Raw genomic sequence first — 24,995 nt, forward strand, 5'->3', positions numbered from 1 at the left:
TCAATAATACCCGGCCGTCTCTACGGACGGCTCGGCCGGCATGATGAGGGGATCGACCACGAAGAGACGCTGCGGCGCGGCCGCCGTCGCCGAAGGGGCGGAAATGCGGGCAAACGCCACGCCGGCGTCGGCAGTGGACCGCGCCGTGGCGGGCGGAGAAAGTGTGACGCGCACCAGTCCGGCGGGTGCGGTGGGGGGAGCGCCATGCGGCAGAAGCGCGAGGAGCAGGGCGGCGGCGGCCGTCAGCGAAGCCGCGGTGGCCGCAAGCCCGGTGTAGAGCCGACGTCGTCGCGCCGCCGTTCCCGTACTCCGCGCCACGGCTTGGGAGATCCGCCCGTGCAGACGGGACCAGTCGATGCGGGCATCGAGCGAGGGCAGGTCGCGCAGCACGGAGTCGAGGGCATCATCAGGCTCTGCGTCGATCGCTTGGGGCTGATCGAGATTGGCGACGATGCGGTCCTTGAGCCGTGGCCAGTTGACATTGGCCGGCGTGGACCAGCCGCGGGCGAGGAGCGCATCGAAGCGGCGCCATTCGTCGAAGATGGCGGCCAGCTCGGGCTGGGCGGCGAGCGCGGCATCGATCTGCGCCCGCAGGTCGGCGCGGTCGGGCTCGCTGAGCCACGCGGACACGAGTTGTTCGAACGCGAGGCGGTCCATCGCGGTCACCGTCCGGCCAAGTCCATCGTCGGGCGCGGGCTTACATGAAGTCCGCGAGATACTCTTTCATCTTGCGGCGCGCCTGGAAGACGTGCCATTTCACCGCTTCGATGCTGCAGTCCAGAATCTGTGCCACGTCCTTCTGCGGGAGCTGCTCCACGCTGAAGAGGACGAGGGCGGCCCGCTGCTGGGGTGGCAATTGCGCCAAACCGGCCTGCACGCGCTCCTCCAGCTCGGTCGCCGCGAGCCGCGCGCCGGGGCGATCCTCGGAATGCGGGCTGTCGGCGATCCGCTCCTCCCGCGACGTGTCCTCGGACAACAGACAGTCCTCGAACGAGAGTCGCGGGCCGCGCGAGCGGCGGTAGTTCAGCGACAGGTTGGTAACGATCCTCAGCAGCCACGGTCCAAACCTTGCGGGGTCTTCCAAGGCGTCCAATTTCCGATACGCACGAATGAAGGCATCCTGACACACTTCCAGGGCATCGTGGATGTTGCCCAGCAGCCGGTACGCCACGGCGGTTGCCCGCCGCTGGTAGCGTTCGATCAGGTCATCGAACGCCGCCTTCCGGCCAGCCAGCGTCGCTCGCACCAGCTCGGCATCATCCGGCGTTACTGGGGTCGAGCGCTGGGCTGCCACGTGCTCTCCTGCCTTCAAGGACACCGTGAGGGGCCAAAGGTTGGGCCGATTTCGGTGCTAGCTCGTCTCGTTCGACGGCCGGGGCCCGATCATTATTCACGTGCTGGGCGGGATTTGGAAACGGGCGCCGGCGCGGCAACTGCGCGGTCCGGTATGGAGCGCGGCCGGGTGGGGACGGGGCGCTTCTAACTCACCTGCTGGCAGTTGGTTATGAGACGTTCACCCGGGTGCCAGCGGCTGCGGTGGGCGTCTCCGATTGTTGGCGGAATGCCGTCGCCGTATGATGGCGCTGTCCAAGAGCTTGTGCGGACACGGTCACCGACCGCGCGACGGTGTTTCCCGGCCGGCGGAAGGAAGTTCGGGGTTAGAGGGTCATGTCAGCGTCCCACGGATCAAGGAGTGAGCCATGTTGCGGAAGCGCGCCGTGTTTCTTCGGAGATCTTGCGCGATTCTCATGGGATGCGTGCTGACGGCGCGGGCCTTCGCCGCGGAGCGCGTGGTGTTGGCGGAGTATTTCACCTCCGTGACCTGAGCGTACGACGTCTACGCCCGTGCGGCGATGGAGGCGCTGCTCCTGGATCCGAACGACGTGGTGGCGGACGGCACGCTCGCGCTCGTCGAAATCCACATTCTGGACAACTACGTAACCGATTGGGCGCAGCAACGCGCGGAGTTTTACGACGCGACTGGCACGCCTATGGTCTGGTTTGACGGAACCGTCGTGGTCGCAGGTGCAACGAGCTTCCCATACACCTACATGACTTACCTGACGCGCTACAACCAGCGCCGCGCGGTTCCGACGGACGTGACACTATCGGTCACGGCCGAGCAACTCAGCGGCCCGACGTTCACGCTCCGCGCGCGGGTTGGCGTGGAGGCCGGCGGGACCGGCAAGACGCTGCGTGCATACATGGTGGCGGTCCTCGCCCATTGGCCGCCAATACCCGCGGATTCGCACAACGCGTTTCGAACGGCCGCCACCACCGCAGACGTGACGCTCCTGCCGGGCGAAATCGCGGTGGTGGAGCGCGAGTTGACGTTCGACGAAATCGCCTGGGCTGCGCCCGAGGACATTCGGATCATTGCCTGGGCCCAGGAGCCGCAGGGCAGCGCGTCGCCGAGCGACCCTGCGACGGTGTACCAGGCCGCGGTCCTGCCCTGGCCATTTCCGCCGGACTGCAATGCGAACGGCGTCGCGGATCCGCAGGACATCGCGGACGGGACCTCCGCCGACGTCAACGGCAACGAGATCCCCGACGAGTGCGAGGTCTGGGTTGGCGATCTGAACTGCGACAGTACCGTCGACTTCCGCGACATCAACCCATTCGTGCTCTATCTCACCGACTTCCCGGCGTGGCAAAGCGCGTTTCCGGAATGCAACGCCGCCAACGGCGACATCAACGGCGATGGCACGTACGGGCAGGGCTCGTTCGGCGACATCAATCCGTTCGTCACGCTCTTGATGGGCAAATCCTGATCGCCGGCTTCCGAGGTGCAGGTTACGGCGCGGCGGGCTCGGCCACCGGCGTCGCCATGGCGGGGATGCGGACGGTGAAGAGCGATCCGCCGGCGTCGCCGGGCGAGACGTTGATGGACCCGTGATGGGCGTCGACGATCCGGGCGGCGATCGCGAGGCCGAGGCCCGTGCCCTTGCCCCCGGTCTTCGTCGTGAAGAACGGCTCGAAGATGTGCGGCAACACGTCGGGCGCAATGCCCGTGCCCGTGTCGGCCACGTCGATACAGAGGGCGTGGGCGGGGGTGTCGCCGGGGGCACCGAGTGTCTGGACCTCGCGGCGGACGACCACGCGCAGGTCGCCGCCGTCTGGCATACTGTCGGCGGCGTTGAGCATCAGGTTCACGAAGACCTGCTCCAGGAGGGGCTGATCCGCGAGCGCACGATCGTCGTCAGTGTGGATCTCACGGGTAAGGCGGATCCCGCGACCGTCGATCTTCGGGGTAACGACCTCGATCGCCCGGTTCACGACATCGGAGAGGCGCGTCTCCGTGCTGCGCATGGCCTGCTCGCGCGCGAGGGTCAACAGCCGACGCACGATGAGCTCGATGCGCTCCAAGCCACTGTCGATCAAGTCGAGCATCTGGCCGGCGCGCTGCGGATCGGCCAGCGAGCGACGCAGGATGCGCGTGCAGTTCTGCACGCCGTCGAGCGGGTTGTTCACCTCGTGGGCCACGCTCGCAGCCAGTTCACCCAGAAACGCGAGCCGCTCACGGCGGCGCAGTTCCTCGTGCAGGCGCGCCTGCTGGCGGCTGGCCTCGGTCAGGCGCGCGGCGAGGACGTTGACGGCGGAGATGAGCTTGTACATGTCGTCGCCGGGCTGGGCGTCCAGCGTGATCGCCGGCCGGCCGTGCCCGATGTCGTCGGCTACGCGTCTGAGCCGGCCGAGCGTGGCGTGCAGGTAGTAGCGTGCGACGCGTCCGCAAATCAACGCGGTCAGCAACGAACCGAGCGTGCAGATCAGGATGACCTGCCAGGCGGACGGCTCGAGCAGCAGGGCGATGGCCCCGCTGAGCAGGATGCCCGCGTGCAACAGCAGCAGCAGCTTGTGACGAAAGCGCCGAAACATCCTATGCTCTATTATCCGGTACGGCGGCCGGGCCACAAGCCGGCCGGGTCCGGTCCACAGGAGAACCCGTGAGCCAGCATCACGACGACGAAACGCCGACGACCGCGCGCCGCTCGCCAGCGAACCGGCTGGGCCTGCCATACCGCCCGGCGCCGCCGCGCCGCCTGCAAACGCCCATCATCGACGTGCACACACACGTGCGGCACATGGCCAGCGCGGCGCAGTTCTTCGCGGCGGCGGATGCGTACGGTGTCGGCCACATCGTGACGATGACGCCGCTCGACGAGGTCGAGGCGTTGCGGGCCGCGTATCCGGAGCGGCTGTCGTTCATTGCGGTCCCGCGCTGGCGTGATCTGTCGAGCTCGAATGCGTTTCAGCGGCAGTGGCTGGCGGATCTGGAGGCGTTTCGCGCATTGGGAGCGCGGCGGATGAAGTTCTGGCTGGCGCCGCCGATGCGAGGCGAGTACGGCCTGCGACTGCAAGACGCCTTCTTTGCCCCGCTGATTCGCCGTGGCGTCGAGCTGGGCTATGACTTCATGGTCCATGTCGGCGACCCGAGCGAGTGGTTCGCGCCCGGGGGGCGCTACGCCGACGCGGCACGCTTCGGGACGAAGCACGAGCAGTACACGCAACTCGAATTCCTGCTGGAGCGCGTTGCGCCGCGGACGGTGATCGCGGCGCACATGGGCGGTAACTGCGAGGAACCGGAGTTCCTGGAGCGGCTGCTCGACCGCTATCCAAATCTATACCTCGACAGCAGTGCGACGAAGTGGGTCGTGCGCGCCGTAGCCCGGCAGCCGGACGCGCTGCGCGACTTCATGATTCGCAAACAGGACCGTGTACTGTTTGGCAGCGACCTCGTCGTGGGTGGCGACTACGGCTTCGAGCATTACGCCAGCCGGTACTGGTGCCACCAGGTGATGTGGGAAACCGACTACCGCGGCGAGAGCCCGATCGAGGATCCGGACGCCGACGATCCGCCGCGGTTGGCGGGGCTGGCGCTGCCGGATGAGGTCCTGCGCAAACTGTACTACGACAATGCCGTGCGGTTGGGGCACGGGCCGCTCGACGGCTGAGAAGCGGGGGTGACGATTGGCGGCCGGGGGGCTATCATCGACCGCACGGCAAGGGCTCGAAAACGCTGATCATGGAGTAACGCATGTACACGCGCATGTTCCTGGTTGTCACGTCGATTCTGGGATTGGCCACTGTCGCGAGTGCCCAGAATGCAGGTGCGGGAGAGGCCGCACTAACCTATCCCAAGGTCAAGACCGTCGATCAGGTCGACGAACTGCACGGCGTGAAAGTCGCCGACCCGTACCGCTGGCTCGAAGACCTCGATTCGCCGGAGACCGCGGCCTGGGTGGCGGCGCAGAACGAGGTCACGTTCAGGTTCCTCGGCGAGATTCCGGCGCGCGAGCGAATCAAGGAGCGCATGACGAAGCTATGGGACTTCGAGCGCTACGGGTTGCCGTTCAAGGAGGGTGGCCGCTACTTCTACTCGAAGAATGACGGGCTGCAGGCGCAATCCGTCTTCTACGTGCTCGATTCGCTCGACGGCGAGCCGCGCGTGCTGATCGACCCGAACAAGCTGTCCGAGGATGGGACCGTCGCGCTGGCCGGCCTGTCGATCAGCGAGGACGGCAAGCGGATGGCGTATGGATTGTCGACCGCCGGCTCGGACTGGGTCGAGTATCGCGTGCGCGACATCGACACCGGCCGGGACCTGGACGACCATCTGAAGTGGATCAAGTTCTCGGGGGCATCGTGGACGAAAGACGGCCAGGGGTTCTACTACAGCCGGTTCGATGAACCGAAGGGCGACCAGCTCAAAGATACCAATTACTACCAGAAGCTGTGGTATCACAAGCTGGGCACGGCGCAGGTCGATGACAAACTGGTCTACAGCCGGCCGGACCAGAAGGAATGGGGCTTCGCGGGCGAGGTCACGGAGGACGGCCAGTACCTGGTCATCACCATTACGCAGGGCACGGAACGCAAGAACCGCGTTTACTTCCAGGACCTCGCAACGGGCGACGGCCAGACGATCGAACTGCTGAACGACTTCGACGCCCAATACGGGTTCATCAACAACGACGGCCCGGTGTTCTGGTTCTTCACCGACCTGGACGCGCCGCGCGGCCGGGTGATCGCGATCGACACGCGCCAGCCGGAGCGCGCCAACTGGAAGGAAATCATCCCGCAAGCCGCGGAAACGCTCGACGGAGTCACGCTCGTCAACGACACGTTCATCGCGCACTACCTGAAGGACGCGTACACGCAGGTGCGGATGTTCGACCTCCGCGGCCAGCATGTCCGCGACGTGGCGCTGCCGGGGGTGGGCACGGCGGGCGGCTTCGGCGGCAAGCGCCGCGACACCGAGACCTTCTACTCGTACACCAGCTTCAACATGCCGAACACGATCTACCGCTACGACATGCCGAGCGGCGCGAGCACCGTGTACCGCCAGCCGCAGGTCGATTTCGACCCCGCGCAGTACACGACGCAACAGGTCTTCTACAACAGCAAGGACGGCACGCGCATCCCGATGTTCATCACCCACAAGAAGAACATCCAGCTCGACGGCCACAACCCGACCATGCTCTACGGCTACGGCGGCTTTAACGCCTCGATGACGCCGTATTTCTCGATTTCACGCCTCGTGTGGATGGAACTCGGCGGCGTGTTCGCGCTGGCCAACATCCGCGGCGGCGGCGAATACGGCAAGGCCTGGCACGACGCCGGCCGCCTCGCGAACAAGCAGAACTGCTTCGACGATTTCATCGCGGCGGCGGAGTGGCTGATCGCGAACAAGTACACCAGCGCACAGAAACTCGCGATCAGCGGGGGCAGCAACGGCGGGCTGCTGGTGGGGGCCTGCATGACGCAGCGGCCGGACCTGTTCGGGGCGTGCCTGCCGGCGGTCGGGGTAATGGACATGCTGCGGTTCCACAAGTTCACGATCGGGTGGGCGTGGACTTCGGACTACGGCTCGCCGGACGAGCCCGAGGCGTTCAAGACACTCCTGAAGTACAGCCCGCTGCACAACCTGAAGCCGGGCACGTGCTATCCGGCGACGCTGGTGACGACGGCAGATCACGATGACCGCGTGGTGCCGGCGCACAGCTTCAAGTTCATCTCGGCGCTGCAGGCGGCGCAAGGCTGCGGCAACCCCGTGCTGATTCGCATCGAGACCAAGGCGGGGCATGGCGGGGGCAAGCCGACGCAGAAGATCATCGAGGAAATCAGCGACCAATATGCGTTTCTGATGCGCGTGCTGGACGTCAAACCGGCGGGCACAGCGGCGGCAATGGACTGAGGCGCGGACCGGCCGCGCGACGATGCGCGAGAAAGTCGCACGCAAATCTTTGTCGGAAGCGGTTCCGGCCGTTTAGACTCTTCTTAGGCAAGAATTGCGCGTCGCCTGTGCCTATGGTGCCGGCCGTGGGCAGTGTGGTTGGATATCAGGGGCGCGGAGGAGCGTCGTGATGGTGGGACGCTGCGGTTTGTGCCTGCTGATTCTGATGGGGGTCGCAACCCTTGCAGCTATGGGGCCGGCAAGCGACCCGCCCGGAACGCTCGCCGAAGGGACTGGCCCGCGTGACACGTGGTCGCCGGGCGATGTGAATTGCGACGGCGCGGTCAGCTTTGGCGATATCAACGTGTTTGTCCTCGCGCTTTCAGACCCCACGGCATACGCGACGCAGTATCCCGGTTGTCCAGTGAGCAATGCAGACCTGAACGACGACGGCGCGGTCGATTTTCGTGATATCAACCCGTTCGTCGCACGGCTCGCCAGCGGCCCGCCGCACATCGGCGAGAGCTCGCCGGGTGAGTGCATCATGCCCACGGGTGGCCGCGGCATCTTCTGCCCGGAAGACGTCGTCACATTCTGGGTCACGGATGGCGTGCTGCACATGCAGCACGAGAACGCGGAGTACAACTGCTGCGCGGACGACATCGAGATATCGCTGCTCGTCGCTGGTGTGGTCGTCCACCTGGAGGAACAGGAGATCCTGCTGCAGGTTCCGTGTCCTTGCCTGTGCTGCTACGAACCGACGGCGACGGTCGTTGGACTGCCGCCGGGCACGTACACGGTGGAACTGTGCTGGCTCGACGCGGACAGCGGGTGGACGTGCCACGTTGAGACGATCGTTGTGCCCTGAGCGGACGGGCCAGGTGTACGAAGGGAGTGCGGAAGATGTGCACTGCGGTGACAGCCGTGTGGGTGACCTTGTCCATTCTGCCGGTCTGGGCGGCTGGGGACATGAACTGTGATGGGGTGCTCGATTTCGCCGACATCAACGCGTTTGTTCTGGCCCTCGCCAACCCTGCGGCCTACGAAGTGGCGTATCCAGACTGTCCTCGGAACAACGCCGACCTCAACGGTGACGGCGCGGTCGATTTTCGTGATATCAACCCGTTCGTCGCACGGCTCGCCAGCGGCCCGCCGCATATCGGCGCGACGTCGCATGGCGACTGTGAGCTGCCCGGGGGCGGCCGCGATGCGTTCTGCGACCCCGATGTGGTGGCGTTCTGGGTCGCCGACGGCGTGCTGCACATGCGGCACGAAAACGCGGAATACAACTGCTGCCTGGACGACATCGCGATCACGCTGACTGTCACGGGCAACGTCGTCCACCTGGAAGAGGAGGAAATCCTGACCCTGCCGTGTTACTGCCTGTGCTGCTACGAGCCGATGGCGACGGTCGTTGGTCTGGCACCGGGGACTTACACCGTCGAGCTGTGCTGGTATGACTACTTCGACGGGTGGACGTGCTTCACGGAGACCGTCGTCATGCCTTGAGCGGAGGGGATGCGGGGGTTGGGGTGCAGAGTCCGTGTTCCCGGGCGCGCGTACCTATTCGCCCGGCGAACCGGACTCTGCCCTTTTTGTGAATGGCACGCGCGGCCTACAATCACGCGTGCTGCCTGACGGGCGGCGCTGCGCGCCAACGTGCGGCAACGGCCTGGCGCGGCTGACGCTGCCCGGTGTGACCGACCTCTGACGTAAGGAGCTGCACATGCAAATGCGTTCTCTCGGCCGCGGTGGCTTGCGCGTCTCGGCACTCGGTCTGGGGTGCATGGGGATGTCGGAGTTCTACGGCGCCGCAGACGAGCGCGAGTCGCTCGCGACGTTGGACCGCGCGCTGGAGCTGGGCATCAACTTCCTCGACACGGCGGACATGTACGGCCCGTTTAAGAACGAGGAGCTGGTCGGACGCGCGATCTGCGGCCGACGTGCCCACGTCGTCCTCGCGACGAAGTTCGGCATCGTGCGCACCGGCGATGCCGCGGCCCGCGGCGTCGACGGTCGACCCGAATATGTGCGGGCCGCGTGCGAGGCGAGCCTGAAACGGCTGAACGTCGACACCATCGACCTCTACTACCAACACCGCGTCGACCCGGACACGCCGATCGAGGACACGGTCGGAGCGATGGCGGAACTCGTAAAGCAGGGCAAGGTGCGCTATCTCGGGTTGTCCGAGGCGGGGCCGCAGACCCTGCGGCGGGCATGCAAGGTCCATCCGATCACCGCGTTGCAGTCGGAATACTCGTTGTGGACCCGCGATCCGGAGCACGAGATTCTCGCGACCTGCCGCGAGCTGGGCATCGGCTTTGTCGCGTACAGCCCGCTTGGCCGCGGCTTCCTGACCGGGCGGATTCGCAGGCCGGACGATCTCGCGACGGATGACTGGCGGCGGGGTTCGCCACGCTTCCAGGGCGACAACTTTCACCGCAACATGTCGCTGGTTAAGAAGGTCGAGGAACTCGCCGCGGAGAAGGGCTGCCGGCCCTCGCAGCTCGCACTCGCGTGGGTGCTCGCACAGGGCGACGATATCGTGCCGATCCCCGGAACAAAGCGGCGCCGCTATCTCGAGGAGAACGCCGCCGCGGCGGACATTCGTCTTACGCCGGACGATCTGCGCCGGATCGCGGAAATCGCACCGCCGGGCGTCGCCGCGGGCACGCGGTACCCGCAGGCGTACATGGAGATGGTCAGTCGCTGAGCGCAAGCCGCAAAGTCCCTGCCTCGCGAAGTGGGGCCAGGGCCGGCGTGGAAGCCGCGATCCGCGCGCGGGCGTTCGGTTGCCGCGTTGTTCAGTCCGTGTTGCTACAAGACCGCCTTGACGGCCGCGGCCAGCTTCCCGGGCGTGCGTTCTTCCAGCTCGTATGTCACGCGCAGAGACGGCTTGTTGATCTTCAGCATGCGCCCCAGGTCGATCGGCGTACCGATCAGCACGAGGTCGCACGGGACGGCGTTGATCGTCCGCTCGAGCTCCTTCATCTGCTTCTGTCCGTAGCCCATCGCCGGCAGCACTTCGGTGACGTGCGTGTATTTCGCGAACGTCTTCTTGATGCTGCCGACGGCGTACGGACGCGGATCAACCAGCTTTTTGGCGCCGAACTTCTTCGCCGCGATGTGGCCGGCGCCGTATTTCATCTCGCCATGCGTGAGCGTCGGCCCATCCTCGACCACGAGTACCTTCTTGCCTTTGATCTGCTTCGGCTCGGACACGAATACGGGTGAATCCGCCATGATGACGCGGGCCCGCGGATTCGCAGTCTTGATGTTGGCCAGCACGGTCGCGACGTCCTTCTTGCTCGCCGTGTTCACCTTGTTGACGACGATGACGTCGGCCATCCGCAGGTTTGTCTCGCCCGGGTAGTAGCGCACTTCGTGGCCCGGACGGTGCGGATCGACGACCGTGATGAAGAGGTCCGGCTTGTAGAACGGCATGTCATTGTTGCCGCCGTCCCACAGCACGACGTCCGCCTCGGCTTCCGCGGCCCGCAGGATCTTCTCGTAGTCCACGCCGGCGAAGACCAGGTTGCCCGCCTCGATATGCGGCTCGTACTCCTCGCGTTCCTCGATGGTGCACTCGTGCGCATCGAGGTCGGCCAGCGTCGCGAAACGCTGGCAGATCTGCTTCGTCAGGTCGCCGTAGGGCATCGGGTGCCGGACCGCCGCGACCTTCTTGCCGGCCTTCTTCAGCAGGCGCACGACGGCCCGCGATGTCTGGCTCTTGCCGCAGCCGGTGCGGACCGCACAGACGGCGATCACCGGCTTGCTGCTCCTGAGCATCGTGTGCCGGTGACCGAGCATGCAGAAGTCGGCGCCGGCGGCGTTGACGAGCGCGCCCTTGTGCATCACGACTTCGTGCGGCAAATCCGAGTATGCCAGCGCGACAAGGCCCACGTTGTGCTGACGGATAAGGTCGGTGATCTGGTCCTCGGCGTAGATTGGAATCCCTTGCGGATAGCGCGGTCCGGCGAGAGCAGGGGGGTACACGCGCCCGTCGATGTCCGGGATCTGCGCCGCGGTGAAGGCGACCACTTCGACGGTGGGGTTGTCGCGCCAGTAGACGTTGAAATCGTGAAAGTCGCGCCCGGCGGCGCCCATGATGATGACTCTGCGGCTCGCTTGGTTCATAAACTCGCGTCCACTCTGGCCTTGAGAGGGGTTTGGTACGTCGCGGCAGCTGGCTGCTCAGGCGCCAAGCATCCGTGCTGGGCGCAGTCCATCGCTGCGGCCCAGAACATAGCCGGGCCTGCATATTTACTCAAGCGGCGGCTGGCGCCCGCGGGCAGGGGGGCCTTGTCCTGTGGGCCGGCGCTCCGTACTATGCAGCGGGTGAATTGCCGCCCTCCATGGAGCCCGACGATGCGTTCGTGGTCACAAACACTTGCCCGCCTTGGTGTTGTCGTCGTGACCGTCCTCACGCTGTGCGCAGCCCCGGTCTCCGCTCAGGACAAGGACGAGACGATCTGGCGAGAACCCGGCATCAGCTACCTGCCAGAACGATCACCGTACATTGAGTGGATCGCCGCCACGGTGATGATCATCGGCTGTCTCCTGGCGGCGTTCAAGAATCCGCACCGTACGCACCTGGACTAATCCCGGCCGCAGGCCCCAGCGCCGCGGCCGCCTCTGCGGAGCCTGCCATGAACAAGACCACGTGGCTGACCGTGCTCGTCTGCGTGAATCTGCTCCTGCTGACGGCGATCGGCCTGTTCGCGAGCACGCCCCGCACGGCGCTCGCGCAAGGCACGGGCCTGGCGGCGAACTACATGGTGGTCGCCGGCCGCATCCAGAGCGAGTTTGACGCGTTGTACCTGATTGACCTGCGTGAACGCACGCTGCATGCGTTCTATTTCATCAAGGGCAGCCGGGAGCTGAAGTACGCCGGCTACCGCGACCTCGAACGCGATTTCCGCAACAATTGAGGTGCCGCGATGGACCCCAAGACCGCCCACCCGCTCGACGGCCGTACTTTCGCGATCGGCGTGCTGAGCATCACGTCCTGCATCCTGTTCGTGGGGCTGTTGCTGGTGTGGCAGCCGCCGGCTCAGGCTGTGGGCATGAACGACCGCGCGGGCGATTACATTCTTCTGACGCAGCAGCTTTCACAAACGACGGAAGGCGTAGTCGTCATCGATGCGGCTGCCCGCCGGATGATCATTTACGAGTTCGACTACAACGACAAAGTGTTGAACATTCTGAATGGCGCGCCGCTGGACCAACTGCCGAAGCCGGTGGGCGTGGAGCAGCGCGCCCCGGCGCGGCGTTGACGCACGAGGGTGATCGTAAAACTGTGAGCTTGGGGGAGCATGCGGCTGGGCCAGTGTTCGGGGTTTCGTGACTCAACATAATATATCTTATCGGACGTTACGCATCAAGTATTCCCACTCGCTACCACCAGCGGTGAACGCCCCTCTCACGCCGTCCGCACCCGTCTTCTGCCCGGGCGCGCAGCCCAAACCTCGGCCGATCTATCCTTCCCTCGCGCACTCCACCCACACGGGCACTTCAATCGCTGAACGGCAGTATCGGCAGCGCTACGTGATTGCGATCGCGCTGCGCGGGTTGTGCGTCGGCTGCGCATTGTTGCCGCGCGCGGCGCGGCATGGCGATTAGTCTCGCGCGCTGCCGTGCCCGGCGCGTATCGGTGTTCAGCCGAGGCGGATGCGCGCGGATGTAGGCGTCTAGATGCGCGGCGCAGGTGAAATGCTGTTCCCAGCCGTAGTCGCCGGAATGGTAGTCGCAGTCGTCGGCCGAGTACGAGCGGCAGATCTTGGGCCGGGTCTCGTAAATGCCGCAACGATGATCGGGCTGCAGATGACGGCACGGGGATTCGAGCGAAATGTACCAGTCGCCGTCCTCGACGAAGACCGAGACTCGTTCGTGGATCAGAAACCAGCGAATATCGTCAAAGTCGGCCTCATCTTCAGGCGTGTCGATGGGCAGCGCAATATAGCGGCAGCACGCCGCCGTGCAGTGTTCACAGAGTATGCCGGCCATGTGTTTGGTACCTCAGCGGGTCTGGTCGCCGGGCAGAGAGTAAAGCCAGAGCGGGCGCAATCGGCAAGCAGCCCCCCTGCTGTCCAAGAACGTGCGCGCGCACGCACCAAGACTACTGTTGATCGCCCATGCAGACGCCGACGGCCCGTGCCATTGCGATCATTGGATCGTCGACGGGCACGGTGCGCTGTTGGCCGGCGACCGACTCGATCGGCACAGTGCTGGTACGCCCCTGCCGCAGCACCACCATCTGGTTCCATTCCTGTTTCTGGATGAGCCGGACGGCCTCGTAGCCGAACGCGGTCGCCAGAACGCGGTCGTACGCCACCGGCGTGCCGCCGCGCTGAACGTGGCCGAGGATCGTGGCCCGCGTTTCCAGGTGGGTCTTCTCCGAGATCTGAGCGGCCAGGACCGTGCTCACACCGCCCAGGCGAACCGGGTCCGGACTGTCGTGCACGATCTTCTCCACGGTCTGGTGTCCCCCTTTCGGCGCCGCCCCCTCGGAAATGGCGATGAGCGTGAAGCGCTTACCGAGCTGACTGCGGCGCAGGCATTCTTCGCACACTGCGTCCACGTCGTACGGGATCTCAGGAATGAGGATCACGTCGGAGCCACTCGCCAGACCGGCATGCAGAGTCAGCCAGCCGGCGTTGCGGCCCATGAGCTCGACCAGCATGACGCGGTGGTGACTTGAAGCGGTTGAGTGGATGCGATCAAGACACTCGGTCGCGGTCTGGGCTGCCGTGGTGAAGCCGAAGGTCAGGTCCGTGGACATCAGGTCGTTGTCGATCGTTTTCGGCACGCCGACGCAGCGGACGCCGTGCTTGATTAGACCGGCCGCACCGGTCATCGTGCCATCGCCGCCGATGCAGACGACGACGTCGAGGGCGCGTTCGGCGATGTGCTCGATGACCCGATTGGTGACATCCTCGAAGATGGGCTTGCCAGAGGCGTCCTGCCCGACCGCGAACCGGGCGGGGTCGGCGCGGTTGGATGTGCCCAGGATCGTCCCGCCGGCGGTGAGGATGTTGGACACATCCTGCCAATCCAGAACCCGCATGCGATTGCGAATGAGACCGAGGTAACCGTCCTCGATCCCCCACACCTCCGCCCCCAGTTCGTTGATCGCCGCCTTGGTGACGACACGAATGACGGCGTTGAGTCCCGGACAATCCCCACCGCCTGTCATGATCCCGATGCGAGTCACTTTGTGTCCCGACGCCATGCGCAACTCCGCTGCCCCGTGTCCGATAAAGCTCGCCGCAATTGCGACACTATCCAATGATCGGCGGATTTTGACGACGGGGTAATGTACAGCGCCTCCCCTGTTGGCGATATGCCACGCTCCCCGCGTCCCCCCCGGCCAGCCGCGCCCGACCAGTGAATCAATACAGCCAGATGGGGTCTATATAGGTCGTCAGAAATTGCCCGGTTGACCCGGCGGTGGCGGCACTCGCCGCACCGGCAGCCGTGACGCTTCCGCCCCCGCCGCCGTTGCCGCCGCATGCCCCCCCACCGCCGCCGCCCTGTCGTGGGTCCGCAGTGATCGAGACCGCCGTCGATCCGGCAGCGCCGCCCTGGAGGTTGATCGTCCCGGGCACAACGTTGGGGCCGATGAGGTGGACGATGCCGCCGCCACCACCACCACCAGCTCCCGCCGCCGCGCTGCTGGCACCACCGTTGCCCCCCAGCGCGTTGATCGTGCCGGAGTTCGCTACCAGGCCGGACGAAGCCAGAACGACGATCCCGCCCCCTCCGCCGCCGCAGTTACCCGCGCCGGCCGCACCGTTCGCGGTGATGGTCCCAAAGTTCACGACGCCGAGCTGTGCCAGCACGACCAGTGAGCCGCCGCCGTAGCCACCCAGTGCGGCGCGCGCGCCGCCGCCGCCGCCGCCGGCGTTTGCTCCGGGCAGGTAGATGTACCGCGCCGCGAAAGCGCTCGGCGCGACTCCGCCGGCACCGCCAACGCGTGTGGTGGCGTTGCTGCCGTATTCCCCCGCAGCCGCGGCACTGAGGGTGACACCCGGGTGCGCCGGGGAATCACTAAGACCCACCACTGGGGCGGTGCCGTTCTGCGTGCCGCCGCGCGCGCTGGTCTGAACAACAATGGTGCCATTGTTGGTGAAGTTGCCGGTGCAGCGGATGACGGCCCCGCTGGGAACCGTCAGCGTGATTCCCGTGTTGATCGTGAAATCCGTGTAGCGGAGGTCCGTGTCCGTGAGGGTCGTGCTGACGCTCACGACCTTGGGTCCGGCCGACCCGTTACCGTACGTGGTACCGTCGCCGGGCGGTCCCTCGGGTCCCGTGGCGCCGGTCGGGCCTGCAGGCCCCGCCGGTCCGGTCGCGCCGGTCGCGCCAGGGGTGCCGGCGCAGTCCAGCGCATTGAACGCGCCGTCGTCATTCACGTCCTCTTCCGGGTCGCCTTGGCCATCACCGTCGAGGTCCCAGCACGAGATGCCATCGGCCCCGGCGGGGCCTTCCGGTCCGGTTGGCCCTGCCGGCCCCATGTGGCTATCGCAATCCAACTCGTCGAAGTTCCCATCACCGTTGATGTCCTCGGACGGGTCACCGATGCCGTCCTCGTTGAGGTCCCAGCACGAGCGCTCCTGGGCCACCAGTCCGGCCGTGACGCCGTTGCTGTCGTTGATCTGGAGTGTCAAATCCGGGCAACCGGCGAGCGTGATCAGCAGGAGTGGAGCCGATAGAGCGAGGCTCCAGAAAGGCATCGTCGAAATCCTTGCCGGCAGAGCATTCCGTAGCGTGCGTCTCATGCTGCCTCCTAGGGATTCAGCATCCCCGCGATGTCCTGCCGGCGTATCGGATTGCGGGGTGGGCTAGGTAAGTAACGTCGTGTTGTTGCTCTTGGACAACATGCGCGACGGCGAGAGCGCATGTATTCTCGGACGTGCGACCCGGGCGTAACAGGGATGCTTCGCGTCCGCAACGCGGCCGTGCCTGTACGAGGCCCCCTACTCCTCTTCGCCGGGCTCGTCCTGCTCCGGTGCTTCGTCGGCGGGTTCCAGTTGGGCTGCCGCTTCCTCACTGTCCCGCACCTCGCGGGCGCGGGCGGTGGCCTTGGCGACGGTCTCGACCGGCAGCACCAAGCCGCGGCCGCGTGCCAGGAGGTTGGCGGCGTTGCCGCTGACTTCATCCGCATCGGGCTGTTGCACGCAGGCGAAGCCGACCAGCTCGCCCTGTGCGGTGAAGATCGGCAGGCCGGGGTCGGTGTCCAGCGAGCCGCGGACGACATACAGCTCGCGCGGTTTGTGCGTGCGGCCGGCCACCTGGCCCTCGCTGACGAGCACTTCCTGCCCGAAGTAGCGGCCCATCACGCCAAGGGTCAGCAGCCGCTGGCCCAGGCGCGGCTTGATGTTGGCGCGAACCGCGGCGTCGAGCTCGACGCTCGCGAACCGGCGGTCGCCGACGTCCTTGATCTGCAGCCAGGCCAGGTCGAGCTCGGTGTCGCGCGCGACGTAGGTGGCGGGCAGGCCCTCGGTGTCGTCGCCGATGAGCACCTTGATGTCGGTGGGCACCGAGCGGCCATCGCGATAGCGCGCGCGGCCGCCACCCAGCAGCGTGTTGGAGCACAGCACGAGGCCGCCAGGCGCGATCATCACGCCGTTGATCTCGTTCTCGCCGGCATAGTTGCCCATGCTGCCCTGGGTCTTCTGGACGAACTTGATCGTGACCAGCGCCGGCGCGTGCGTCTTGCGCACGTGCTCGTACTCAGCCTCGATCGCGTCCTCGTTCGCCGCCAGCGTCAGCGGCCCAAGCCAAAGCCCGAGCCCCAGTGCGCCAAGCCATCGCCAACCCGAACGTGCATTCAACATGAGTTACTCCTCGCCACTTCTGTCCGCGGGGCTGGCCTGCGGGTTCCAATCCGGCTCGACAAACTGGAAATGCGTCCGCACGCCGCGCAACACGACAAAGACCACGCGCTCCGGTTGCGCGGCCGTCACGTCGGCCATGCGTTTGCGATACACGGGCAAGCCGGTCACCGGCTGGCCATTGATCTGTTGAATGAGATCGCCCGGCTGAATGCCGCCGAGGCCGGCCCAGCCCGCGTCCTCGACCTGCTCGACGAGGACGCCCTCGACGTCGTCATCCCAGCGGTTTTCGTCGCGGTCGAAGAAGGTCAGCTCGCGCACGACCAGGTCGAAATCACGGTTGTGGTCGCGGCGCGCCTCCTCCACGGTCAGGCGCGTCGGTTCCAGCGGCACGACGACCTGCACGGTCTGGTCGTCGCGCAGGACGGTCAGCGTGGCCTGCGCATCGATATCGAGGCGTCGCACCTGCCGCGCCAGCAGGCCGGCATCCTGCAGACCGCGCAGGTTCAGCTCTTCACCGTTCAGACCAACGATCACGTCGCCTACGCGCAGGTCGCTCTGGGCCGCTCGCGTGCGGGGGTAAACGCGCGTCACGCGAAAACCCGTGCGGTCCGCGTATCCGAGCTGCTCGGCCAGGTCTTTCAACAACGGCTGCGTCGCGATGCCGATCCATGCCTTGCGCACTTCCCGGGGCGAGTCCGGCTCCTCCTCCGGTTTCGGCTTGATCAGCGTCACCTGCTGCTCGCCTTGTCGCGTGAACTCGATCAGCAGGTAGTCCGGCAAAGGCTTGCGCGCCATGATCTCCCCATACAGCTTGACGAGCGCTGCCAGATCCTTGACCGGCTGTCGATCGATCGCCTGCAGCACGTCGCCCGGCACGAGCGGCGGCTCGGCGACCGCGGCCGGTCCGCCGGAGCGCGTGCTGGTGATCAGGACGCCGTCAGAGCTGTCAAGCCGACGATCGCGCGCCAGCTTGCGCGTGATGTCCATCGTGGCCAGCCCCCAGCCGCGGAAGGCGGTTTCATCGCCGCGGTCTTTCTGCAGCCGCTCGGTGATGATGGTCGCGGTCGCGGCTGAGCCTGCGCGCTCGTACTCGACGCGCAGCTCCGCGCCAACCGGCAGATCGGCGATGCGTTTCATGAGCGGCGGCACTTCCTCGAGGAAGCGCACGGTAATCGGCTCACCCTGGATCGCCACGATCACGTCGCCGGCCTCGATGCCCGCGCGACCCGCGGGCCCCTCGCGGTCCACGGAATTGACCAGCACGCCCCGCGTCAGCCCGGTGCGCTGAATCGCCTTGAAGCTCACGCCGATGTCGCTGCGGATGACCTCGCCGTCGCGGATGAGCGCGTCCACGACGGTGCGTACGAGGCGGCTGGGGATGGCGAAGCCCATCTGGTCGCCGCCCAGCTCGTTGACACCCACGACCTCGCCCTTGAGATTCACGAGCGGACCGCCGCTGTTGCCAGGCTGGATCGCGGCGTCGTGCTGGATCCAGTTCGTGAACACGCCCGTGCGCTGCCCGTAGTCGAGTTCCATCTCCTCCATTTCGTCGCCGCCGTACTCGCTGCTGAACACGCGGTCCGTGTTCGAGACGATCCCGAGCGTAACGGAGCGCGACAGGGCGAACGGGGAGCCCATCGCCATGACGGTGTCGCCGATGGTCAGTTCCGCCGAATCGCCGAACTGGGCCACGGGCAGGTTCGGCTCCGGCCCGAGGGACGCAACGTCGAGCTTCAGCACGGCCAGGTCGGTCAGCGGGTCCTCGCCGACGAGGTCCGCGCTGAGCTCGCGTTGGTCCGTGAGCGTGCACTTGAACTTGCGGCCCTTGTTGGTGACGTGCTGGTTCGTAACGACGTAGCCGTCGGGCGAGATGATCGTGCCGCTGCCGACGGAGGCGCCTTTCTGCTCCTTGCCGCCCCAGTAGTTGACGGTGACGACGTGGATGTTGACGAGCGCGGGGAAGACACGGTCCCGGGCGCGGGCGACGATCTGTTGGAGGTGCTCGCGCAGGCGCCCGGGTTCGTCCGTGCGCACCTGCGCCGGCTGGTCGCTGTGCAGGTGCGCGGGCTCCTCCGGACGCGCGGCCGGTTCAGCCGCACGTGGCGCGCACGCTCCGGCAGCAAGCCACAGCGTCAGGACCGCGCACAACGTCACGGCAGCACGCCCCGCGTGATAATTCCGTTCCCGGCAGACTGACATAGGCTGGACCTCGCGCGGCAGACCCCGCGAAGGATGATCGTAGCACCACGCTGCGCCACTCGCCGCGCCGGCGCCAGGCCGCTTGATACCGGATGCCGGCACCGGCGGCAAGCCGTGCGGCGCCACGTTAGCGCTGCGGCAACGACTCGATCGTCACCGCGCCGCGCTTCACGTCCAACTGCAGAGGCCGGTTCAGCGGCACCGGCGACATCGGCCAGACATGCCCGAACGACTTCGTAATGATCACTGGCAAGCGGCGTTGCGGGGGCAGGTGATACTTCAATAGCTCCAATACCGCCGGCTGCGTGTCTTCGTGCAGATTGTGGAAGTCGCCGATGAGCACGCCCGCCGCCCGGTCGAACCAGCCGGCCAGCTTCATGGCGGCCAGGTGGCGGTCGATGCGGTACGGCGTCTCCTTCAGATCTTCGAGCATGAGCCACTTGCGGTCCGGTCGCAGCAGCCGTCCCAGCGGCCCCCCCACCACCGCAGCCAGCACGGCGAGGCAACCGCCGACCAGCCGTATACGCCCGGACTTGACGCGGCCGTTGACCACCGCGCCGTGCAGCGGCGCGAAGTACAGGTGCCTCGGGCGCTCCGGCGTCTGCCCCGCGAAGATCTCCGGCAGTGTCCGCCAGTATTCCGCCAACGCGTCGCGGGCCGCCTCCACCGGGCGGATGTTCGAGCCGAGCCAGTTCGGGCACAGCCAGTACAGCCCGCGTCCGCACTTGTAGCTCGCCACCCAGCCAACCAGCGTGGACATCTCGCTGAACCCGAGGGTCCACAACGGCGTGCGCCGACGGGTTAGGCGGCTGAGGTCCAGGTGCGGCAGGATGCGCGACAGGTACGCCCCACCGCTGGCGGCGACGATGGCCAGCGTCCGGGGGTCGTCGATGGCGTTTTGGATATCGCGAATGCGCAGCGCATCGTCGGTGCGCCCACCGCGGCGCTCGTTCTCGATCGCCGCCATGATCTTCATGTTGCACGTCAGCCGCAGCGGCCGCGGCAGATGCTCGCGTGCGAACGCGACGTATTCCTGGACGGACATCTTGAAGCGCGCCGCATCGGGCGCGAGCGGGTTGGCGTGGGCGAGCATGTGGACACGGTTGGGCGACGTCTGGCGATTCGACATTGGCACCTCGCAGTTTCACTCGTTCGACCGACCAGAGGTCGATCCCCCAAGCAGGTCGGTCCCTCGCGACCGGGCGCTTGGCTTCCGGCTCCTAGACCGCTCAGGTGGACGGTTCCGCGCTGGCTGGCACTATAATCGAAACGATGTTGAAGATCGGCCATCTCGAGTTCGACTTTCCCGTCGTGCAGGCGGCGCTGTCTGGGTACAGCGACGCGCCCATGCGCATGATCGCGCGGCAGATGGGCGCACCCTACGCCCTCCACGAAGTCGTCCTCGACAAGTCCGTCGTCCAATCCCTGAAGGCCCGCGAGAAGCTGCTCGGCACGCTCGACCCCGCCGATCATCCGATCGCCGGACAGCTCATGGGCGCCGAGCCGGGACTCTTCGCCGCGGCGGCCGCCGTGCTCGCCGAGCGCGGCTACGATGCCGTCGACATCAACTTCGGCTGCCCGGTGAAGAAGGTGCTCGGGCGCTGCCGCGGCGGATTCCTGCTCTCGACACCGGAGACGGCGATCGAGATTCTGCGGGCTGTTCGCGACGCCGTTCCGCCGCACGTGCCGGTGACGCTGAAGATGCGCCGCGGGCTCGACGACTCGCCGGAGAGCGAACGCAACTTCTTCCGGATCTTCGATGCCGCGTTCGAGCTGGGGCTCGCCGCGATCACCGTCCACGGCCGCACCGTCCGCCAACGCTACATGGGCGCCAGCGATTGGGGCTTCCTGGCACGCGTCAAACGCCACGCCGGCGACCGCACGATCCTCGGCAGCGGCGACCTCTACTCCGCCGAGGACATCCGCCGGATGCTGGAGCTGACCGGCGTCGATGGCGTCACGGTTGCCCGCGGCTGCATCGGTTACCCGTGGATCTTTCGCGAAGCCCGCGCCGCGCTTGCCGGTGCCCCCCTGCCGGACGCGCCGTCCGTCCCCGAACAGGGTCAGGTTATCCGGGCCCATTTCGATCTGGCGGTCGCCGCCTATGGCCCGCGCATCGCCGTCAAGCTCATGCGCAAGTTCGGCATCAAGTACTCGGAAGCCCACGCCCATCCACGCGACGTCCGTGCCGCATTCGTGCACGCCATGACGCCCGAGCAGTGGCTGGACGTGCTGGCGACATGGTACGATCCCGGCCGCGACTGGCCTCCCGGCCGGCGCAAAACCGGGCCCGGTGAACTGGTCGCGGCCGGGGCGATGCTGTAGCCTTCCGCAACTTTGATTAGCAAACTCCAGGCAGACGATGGCCGATCTGGCGGCTGGCCGGTTCTGTCTGCCAGCGGTGACGGTTATCGGTATTTGTCGGCCTGGCACGAGCCGGGCTGTGACCGCGACGGAGACGCAGCCGCGTTGTCATCCGAAGGAGTGGCTCGACTCATGGGTCTGTGTCGCACTGTTATCCTGACGGCGATTCCGGCGGCGCTCGGCGCACTCAATGGTGGCTGTGCCGCGCCGGCCCCTTTCCGGGTCATGTCGTTCAACATTCGCTACGGGACGGCGGACGACGGGCCCAACCGCTGGGAGGCGCGGCGTGAACTGGCCTTCCAGGCGATCCGCGATCAGCAGCCCGATGTACTGGGCCTGCAGGAGGTCCTCGCGCCGCAGGCGGCCGAGCTGCGCGAAGCCCTGCAGGATTACGGCTTCGTCGGCGTTGGGCGCGACGATGGCCGCGAGAAGGGCGAATTCGTCCCGATCTTCTATCGCAAGAGCAAGTTCACGCTGGTGGACTCCGGCCATTTCTGGTTCAGCGAAACGCCGGAAAGGCCGGGCAGCGTCGGGTGGGATGCTGCATTGCCACGGATGGCGACCTGGGTGCGGCTGCGGTTCAAGGAGGCGCTGTTCGCCGACCTGACGGTGGTCAATTTGCACCTCGATCACGAGGGCGAAAAGGCGCGGGTCGAGTCGGCGAAGATGGTGAGCCGGCTGGTGGAATCGCTGGGCGGCAAGCCGGTCATCGTGTTGGGTGATTTCAACTGCGCGCCGGGCTCGGCCCCCTACCAGGCGCTGCTGCGCGACTGCGGCTCGCCTGCGGCCCTCACTGACACGCAGCCCAACGACAAGGCGCCGGGCGTCGGCGGGACTTATCACGCCTTCACCGGCCAGCCGCGCGGCGGACGCATCGACTGGATTCTCATCAACCGGCGGTGCAAGGCGGTGGATGCGGACGTCGATCGGCGTAAGCACGACGGGCGGTACCCGTCGGACCATTTCCCGGTGACGGCGACGGTGCAATTGGCCGCGGGCGCGGCGGGCACCTGAGTGCGTCCGGCGGTTGCCTCCCGGTCCGGGAGTCCGGTTGACGCGGGGTGGGTGCGACGCTAAGGTAATGTGCTCGGCTGTCAGAGCGGCCGAGCGCCGGCCCCCATCGTCTAGTGGCCTAGGATATCAGGTTCTCATCCTGGAGACCGGGGTTCGAGTCCCCGTGGGGGCGCTTCGAACCAGAACCCCCTGAGCGATCAGGGGGTTTTTCTTGCGCGCGGTCGTTGCGTTACGATGGTAGGTGGTCGAGTGAACGCAAATCGTGCGATCGAAGCACTGCGCCGGAGCTTCCTGCCGGGAGAACGTCTTCTCTGGACAGGTCGCCCTTCGCCCGGGTACAGGTGGCGCGGTGCCGACTGGCTAGCCGTCTGCATCGGGCTTGTGCTGATCGCGTTCGCCGTGCATTACTACCTCGGCGAAGACGGTGGGACGTTCGGGATGGCGATCGTCATCGCTTTTTGGGGCGTCATCCTGCTTGCGGCACCCCTGATTCACCGGTTTGAACGAAACTCGATTCTGACGTACGCGCTGACCACCCAACGTGCGATTACCGTCACGCGAAGGCTGGTGGGGACGAGGGTTCGGACGATCCTGCTGCGCTTCCCCTGCCGGGTTGAGCTCGAATTACACCGCAATGGCACCGGCAGTGTCTACTTCGGCGATCGTGGCACGCGTCTCGGCACTGGAGCTGAGCTTGGCGTGCCCATGCATTTCCGCCACGTGGCGGATGCGAGGGTCGTCTATGAATTGATCATCCGGCACATGCCGTCGCCGTTGTGTGCTGGTTGCGGCTACAACCTGACCGGCAACGTCAGCGGGCGGTGTCCGGAGTGCGGCACGGCCATCCTGCCACCGGACACGAAGCCCGGCTGAAGCCGGCTGTGGTACTATGCGTCCACCCTCTTCACCACCGGCTTGAAGCCGGTGGCAGACTCCGGTCGGCTGAAGCCGACCCGACGACGCCGGGGATTCGCAGAGTATGATGCGAAGCGATATGAGCGAACGCCCCTGGATACTTCCGCCGGCGGTGGTCGCGGGCATGGTCGCGGTGCTCGTGGTGTGTTTCGCCGTCGCCGAATGCACTGGCTTCTACTTGCGCACGCCGGATACGCGCGCGCTCGACCACTGGCTGTGGCAGGGGCTCTTTCTGTGGCCGTTTGTTGGTTTGGCGGCCGGTGGCATCATGCACGGGATCAGCGGCCGGCCGCCGCGTGAGGCGCGCTTGTGGCCGGTCATTGTCCCGCCGCTCCTGGCGGCCGTGTGGTTGGCGGCAGCGGAGGGCGGTGAGCAGTACCGACGATACGTGGAGGCTCGCGCCAGCGGCATCCCACGCTATTCGTTCTGGTGGGATATCGGCATTCCCCTCATTGGCGTCGCCATGCCGCTCGTGGCCTGGGGCATGATGTCGTTGCCGCTCTGGGCATTCTCACGCGCCTGGCGGCTGCCCATTACGCCGGGCAAGTGTCCGACGTGCGACTACGACCTGACCGGCAACACGTCCGGCGTGTGTCCCGAATGCGGCACGCGAATCGTGTCTGAACAGAGCATTCCCCATTGGTACTACAAGTCCCGGTTTGGCTGGCTTCCGGAGCTGGCCCAGTTCTCCGATGCGAGCGCCCGGTACGCAGCGTGCAAGTCCGCGGCGAAGGAGTGCAAGACGTGGAGCAGACTCGCACTGTTCGTCGCAGCGGTGCTGATAGTCTTTGAATCTGAGACGTGGCTGCCCGCGGGTAGCGAAAGGTGCTGGACGCGGGTTCAACTCGCCGTGCTCGCCATGTCCGTACCCGTGCTGTGGCTGGAACGGCGTCGCATGCGCCGCGCCCTGCGACGTCAGCTCGCTGCGCGCGACGCACGTCCACCTGGTGCCGCGAAGCCGTAAGCGCCGTTGCGGGCTCACCTGGGTTCCTGTCCGCGCAAACAGCCCGGCGGCCGGGCGGGATTGCCGCGCCGGCCGCCGGATTCGTTCGATGCCACGTGCCATCAACCCCTTACGGGCATGGTGTGGCAGTTGTGTTGTAGATGCACCCGTCGCCCTGCTGGCAGTACGACATGCAGAACCTGTCATACGGGCCGGTGACGGAGATGTGGCTACCCACCTGGTAACCGCACGTGTTCACGATGTAGAGCCCACCATCCTCCCCTTCCAGCAGCACGCACTCCACGCCCTCGACGAGCGTGCCGCAGACCGTGATCGTCGGCAGCGGTGGTGGCGGGGCCGGCGGTTTCTTTTTGGGTGCCGCGACCACGAGACCGCTGCACAGCGCAGCGACACAGGCGAAACCGAGCAATGCTCTCATGATGTGCCTCCTGCCCGAGCATGCATGGGGCCAGACCTGTGACGAGCGCCGGCCACGGCCCCGGATGGTGGCCGACGAGCGCGCATTCTAACCGGCCCTCTCCGTCGTGCA

24 protein-coding genes and 1 tRNA gene are annotated in these 24,995 nt (G+C 66.3%); 14 read left to right on the top strand and 11 right to left on the bottom strand.

Translation table 11 applies throughout. The features are described 5' to 3' along the window. Together KA383_03940 and KA383_03945 are read right to left on the bottom strand one after the other, a co-directional pair. Positions 1 to 657 carry a hypothetical protein gene (locus tag KA383_03940; protein MBP7745258.1) on the bottom strand — a complete coding sequence of 219 codons (657 nt, stop codon included), beginning with the start codon at positions 655 to 657 and terminating at the stop codon, positions 1 to 3. A 40-nt stretch (positions 658 to 697) separates the two neighbouring features. After that, positions 698 to 1,294: an RNA polymerase sigma factor gene (locus KA383_03945; GenBank protein ID MBP7745259.1), complete on the bottom strand. Its 597-nt coding sequence runs from the start codon at positions 1,292 to 1,294 to the stop codon at positions 698 to 700. 559 nt (positions 1,295 to 1,853) lie between these two features. Between KA383_03945 and KA383_03950 the strand changes: the two genes are divergently transcribed. Further along, entirely contained in the window at positions 1,854 to 2,771 is a 918-nt protein-coding gene (locus KA383_03950; GenBank protein ID MBP7745260.1) for a hypothetical protein, read from the top strand. A 22-nt stretch (positions 2,772 to 2,793) separates the two neighbouring features. Here the strand turns inward: KA383_03950 and KA383_03955 are convergent, their stop codons facing one another. Beyond that, positions 2,794 to 3,876: a hypothetical protein gene (locus tag KA383_03955; protein ID MBP7745261.1), complete on the bottom strand. Its 1,083-nt coding sequence runs from the start codon at positions 3,874 to 3,876 to the stop codon at positions 2,794 to 2,796. Positions 3,877 to 3,944: 68 nt separating this feature from the next. Between KA383_03955 and KA383_03960 the strand changes: the two genes are divergently transcribed. The 5 genes from KA383_03960 (at position 3,945) to KA383_03980 (ending at position 9,887) form a co-directional block, all read left to right on the top strand. After that, positions 3,945 to 4,952, top strand: coding sequence for an amidohydrolase family protein (locus tag KA383_03960; protein ID MBP7745262.1), 1,008 nt, complete (start codon positions 3,945 to 3,947; stop codon positions 4,950 to 4,952). An 83-nt stretch (positions 4,953 to 5,035) separates the two neighbouring features. Further along, the gene (locus KA383_03965; GenBank protein MBP7745263.1) at positions 5,036 to 7,195 is read left to right on the top strand and encodes a S9 family peptidase; all 2,160 of its coding nucleotides are present in this window, start codon (positions 5,036 to 5,038) and stop codon (positions 7,193 to 7,195) included. Between the two features lie 169 nt (positions 7,196 to 7,364). Continuing rightward, positions 7,365 to 8,042 (top strand): hypothetical protein, encoded by a 678-nt coding sequence (locus tag KA383_03970; protein ID MBP7745264.1) that lies wholly within the window; start codon positions 7,365 to 7,367, stop codon positions 8,040 to 8,042. A gap of 35 nt (positions 8,043 to 8,077) precedes the next feature. Further along, positions 8,078 to 8,683: a hypothetical protein gene (locus tag KA383_03975; GenBank protein MBP7745265.1), complete on the top strand. Its 606-nt coding sequence runs from the start codon at positions 8,078 to 8,080 to the stop codon at positions 8,681 to 8,683. A 217-nt stretch (positions 8,684 to 8,900) separates the two neighbouring features. Next, complete coding sequence (locus KA383_03980; GenBank protein MBP7745266.1) at positions 8,901 to 9,887, top strand: aldo/keto reductase; 987 nt, start codon at positions 8,901 to 8,903, stop codon at positions 9,885 to 9,887. 104 nt (positions 9,888 to 9,991) lie between these two features. Here KA383_03980 and KA383_03985 read toward each other — a convergent pair whose 3' ends face one another. Then, on the bottom strand, positions 9,992 to 11,311 hold the full coding sequence (locus KA383_03985) for a GTPase (protein ID MBP7745267.1): 1,320 nt from the start codon (positions 11,309 to 11,311) through the stop codon (positions 9,992 to 9,994). A gap of 231 nt (positions 11,312 to 11,542) precedes the next feature. On the opposite strand from KA383_03985, the gene KA383_03990 reads away from it, so the two are divergent. Genes KA383_03990 through KA383_04000 form a run of 3 tightly spaced genes read left to right on the top strand, consistent with a single transcriptional unit; the run spans position 11,543 to position 12,450 of the window. After that, positions 11,543 to 11,776, top strand: coding sequence for a hypothetical protein (locus KA383_03990; GenBank protein ID MBP7745268.1), 234 nt, complete (start codon positions 11,543 to 11,545; stop codon positions 11,774 to 11,776). A gap of 47 nt (positions 11,777 to 11,823) precedes the next feature. Then, complete coding sequence (locus tag KA383_03995) at positions 11,824 to 12,105, top strand: hypothetical protein (GenBank protein MBP7745269.1); 282 nt, start codon at positions 11,824 to 11,826, stop codon at positions 12,103 to 12,105. A 9-nt stretch (positions 12,106 to 12,114) separates the two neighbouring features. After that, entirely contained in the window at positions 12,115 to 12,450 is a 336-nt protein-coding gene (locus tag KA383_04000) for a hypothetical protein (protein ID MBP7745270.1), read from the top strand. Between the two features lie 238 nt (positions 12,451 to 12,688). Here KA383_04000 and KA383_04005 read toward each other — a convergent pair whose 3' ends face one another. From KA383_04005 to KA383_04030, 6 genes are all read right to left on the bottom strand, one after another. Beyond that, on the bottom strand, positions 12,689 to 13,180 hold the full coding sequence (locus KA383_04005; GenBank protein ID MBP7745271.1) for a YkgJ family cysteine cluster protein: 492 nt from the start codon (positions 13,178 to 13,180) through the stop codon (positions 12,689 to 12,691). A 112-nt stretch (positions 13,181 to 13,292) separates the two neighbouring features. Further along, positions 13,293 to 14,405, bottom strand: coding sequence for a 6-phosphofructokinase (locus KA383_04010; GenBank protein ID MBP7745272.1), 1,113 nt, complete (start codon positions 14,403 to 14,405; stop codon positions 13,293 to 13,295). A 160-nt stretch (positions 14,406 to 14,565) separates the two neighbouring features. After that, positions 14,566 to 15,906: a collagen-like protein gene (locus KA383_04015; GenBank protein MBP7745273.1), complete on the bottom strand. Its 1,341-nt coding sequence runs from the start codon at positions 15,904 to 15,906 to the stop codon at positions 14,566 to 14,568. 243 nt (positions 15,907 to 16,149) lie between these two features. Continuing rightward, the gene (locus KA383_04020) at positions 16,150 to 17,010 is read right to left on the bottom strand and encodes a trypsin-like peptidase domain-containing protein (protein ID MBP7745274.1); all 861 of its coding nucleotides are present in this window, start codon (positions 17,008 to 17,010) and stop codon (positions 16,150 to 16,152) included. 3 nt (positions 17,011 to 17,013) lie between these two features. Further along, complete coding sequence (locus tag KA383_04025; GenBank protein MBP7745275.1) at positions 17,014 to 19,164, bottom strand: PDZ domain-containing protein; 2,151 nt, start codon at positions 19,162 to 19,164, stop codon at positions 17,014 to 17,016. A 172-nt stretch (positions 19,165 to 19,336) separates the two neighbouring features. Then, positions 19,337 to 20,338, bottom strand: coding sequence for an LD-carboxypeptidase (locus tag KA383_04030; protein MBP7745276.1), 1,002 nt, complete (start codon positions 20,336 to 20,338; stop codon positions 19,337 to 19,339). Positions 20,339 to 20,481: 143 nt separating this feature from the next. On the opposite strand from KA383_04030, the gene KA383_04035 reads away from it, so the two are divergent. The 5 genes from KA383_04035 (at position 20,482) to KA383_04055 (ending at position 24,466) form a co-directional block, all read left to right on the top strand. Further along, positions 20,482 to 21,534 (top strand): tRNA-dihydrouridine synthase, encoded by a 1,053-nt coding sequence (locus KA383_04035; GenBank protein MBP7745277.1) that lies wholly within the window; start codon positions 20,482 to 20,484, stop codon positions 21,532 to 21,534. Positions 21,535 to 21,705: 171 nt separating this feature from the next. Further along, a complete protein-coding gene (locus KA383_04040; GenBank protein MBP7745278.1) occupies positions 21,706 to 22,587 on the top strand; it encodes an endonuclease/exonuclease/phosphatase family protein in 882 nt (293 codons plus the stop codon). A 99-nt stretch (positions 22,588 to 22,686) separates the two neighbouring features. Then, positions 22,687 to 22,759, top strand: a tRNA-Glu gene (locus KA383_04045). A 209-nt stretch (positions 22,760 to 22,968) separates the two neighbouring features. Next, positions 22,969 to 23,460, top strand: coding sequence for a hypothetical protein (locus KA383_04050; GenBank protein MBP7745279.1), 492 nt, complete (start codon positions 22,969 to 22,971; stop codon positions 23,458 to 23,460). A gap of 106 nt (positions 23,461 to 23,566) precedes the next feature. After that, positions 23,567 to 24,466, top strand: coding sequence for a hypothetical protein (locus tag KA383_04055; GenBank protein MBP7745280.1), 900 nt, complete (start codon positions 23,567 to 23,569; stop codon positions 24,464 to 24,466). Between the two features lie 109 nt (positions 24,467 to 24,575). Here the strand turns inward: KA383_04055 and KA383_04060 are convergent, their stop codons facing one another. Continuing rightward, positions 24,576 to 24,884: a hypothetical protein gene (locus tag KA383_04060; protein ID MBP7745281.1), complete on the bottom strand. Its 309-nt coding sequence runs from the start codon at positions 24,882 to 24,884 to the stop codon at positions 24,576 to 24,578. Positions 24,885 to 24,995 lie beyond the last annotated feature (111 nt).

Source organism: Phycisphaerae bacterium (genome assembly GCA_017999985.1).
Lineage (GTDB): Bacteria > Planctomycetota > Phycisphaerae > UBA1845 > Fen-1342 > JAGNKU01.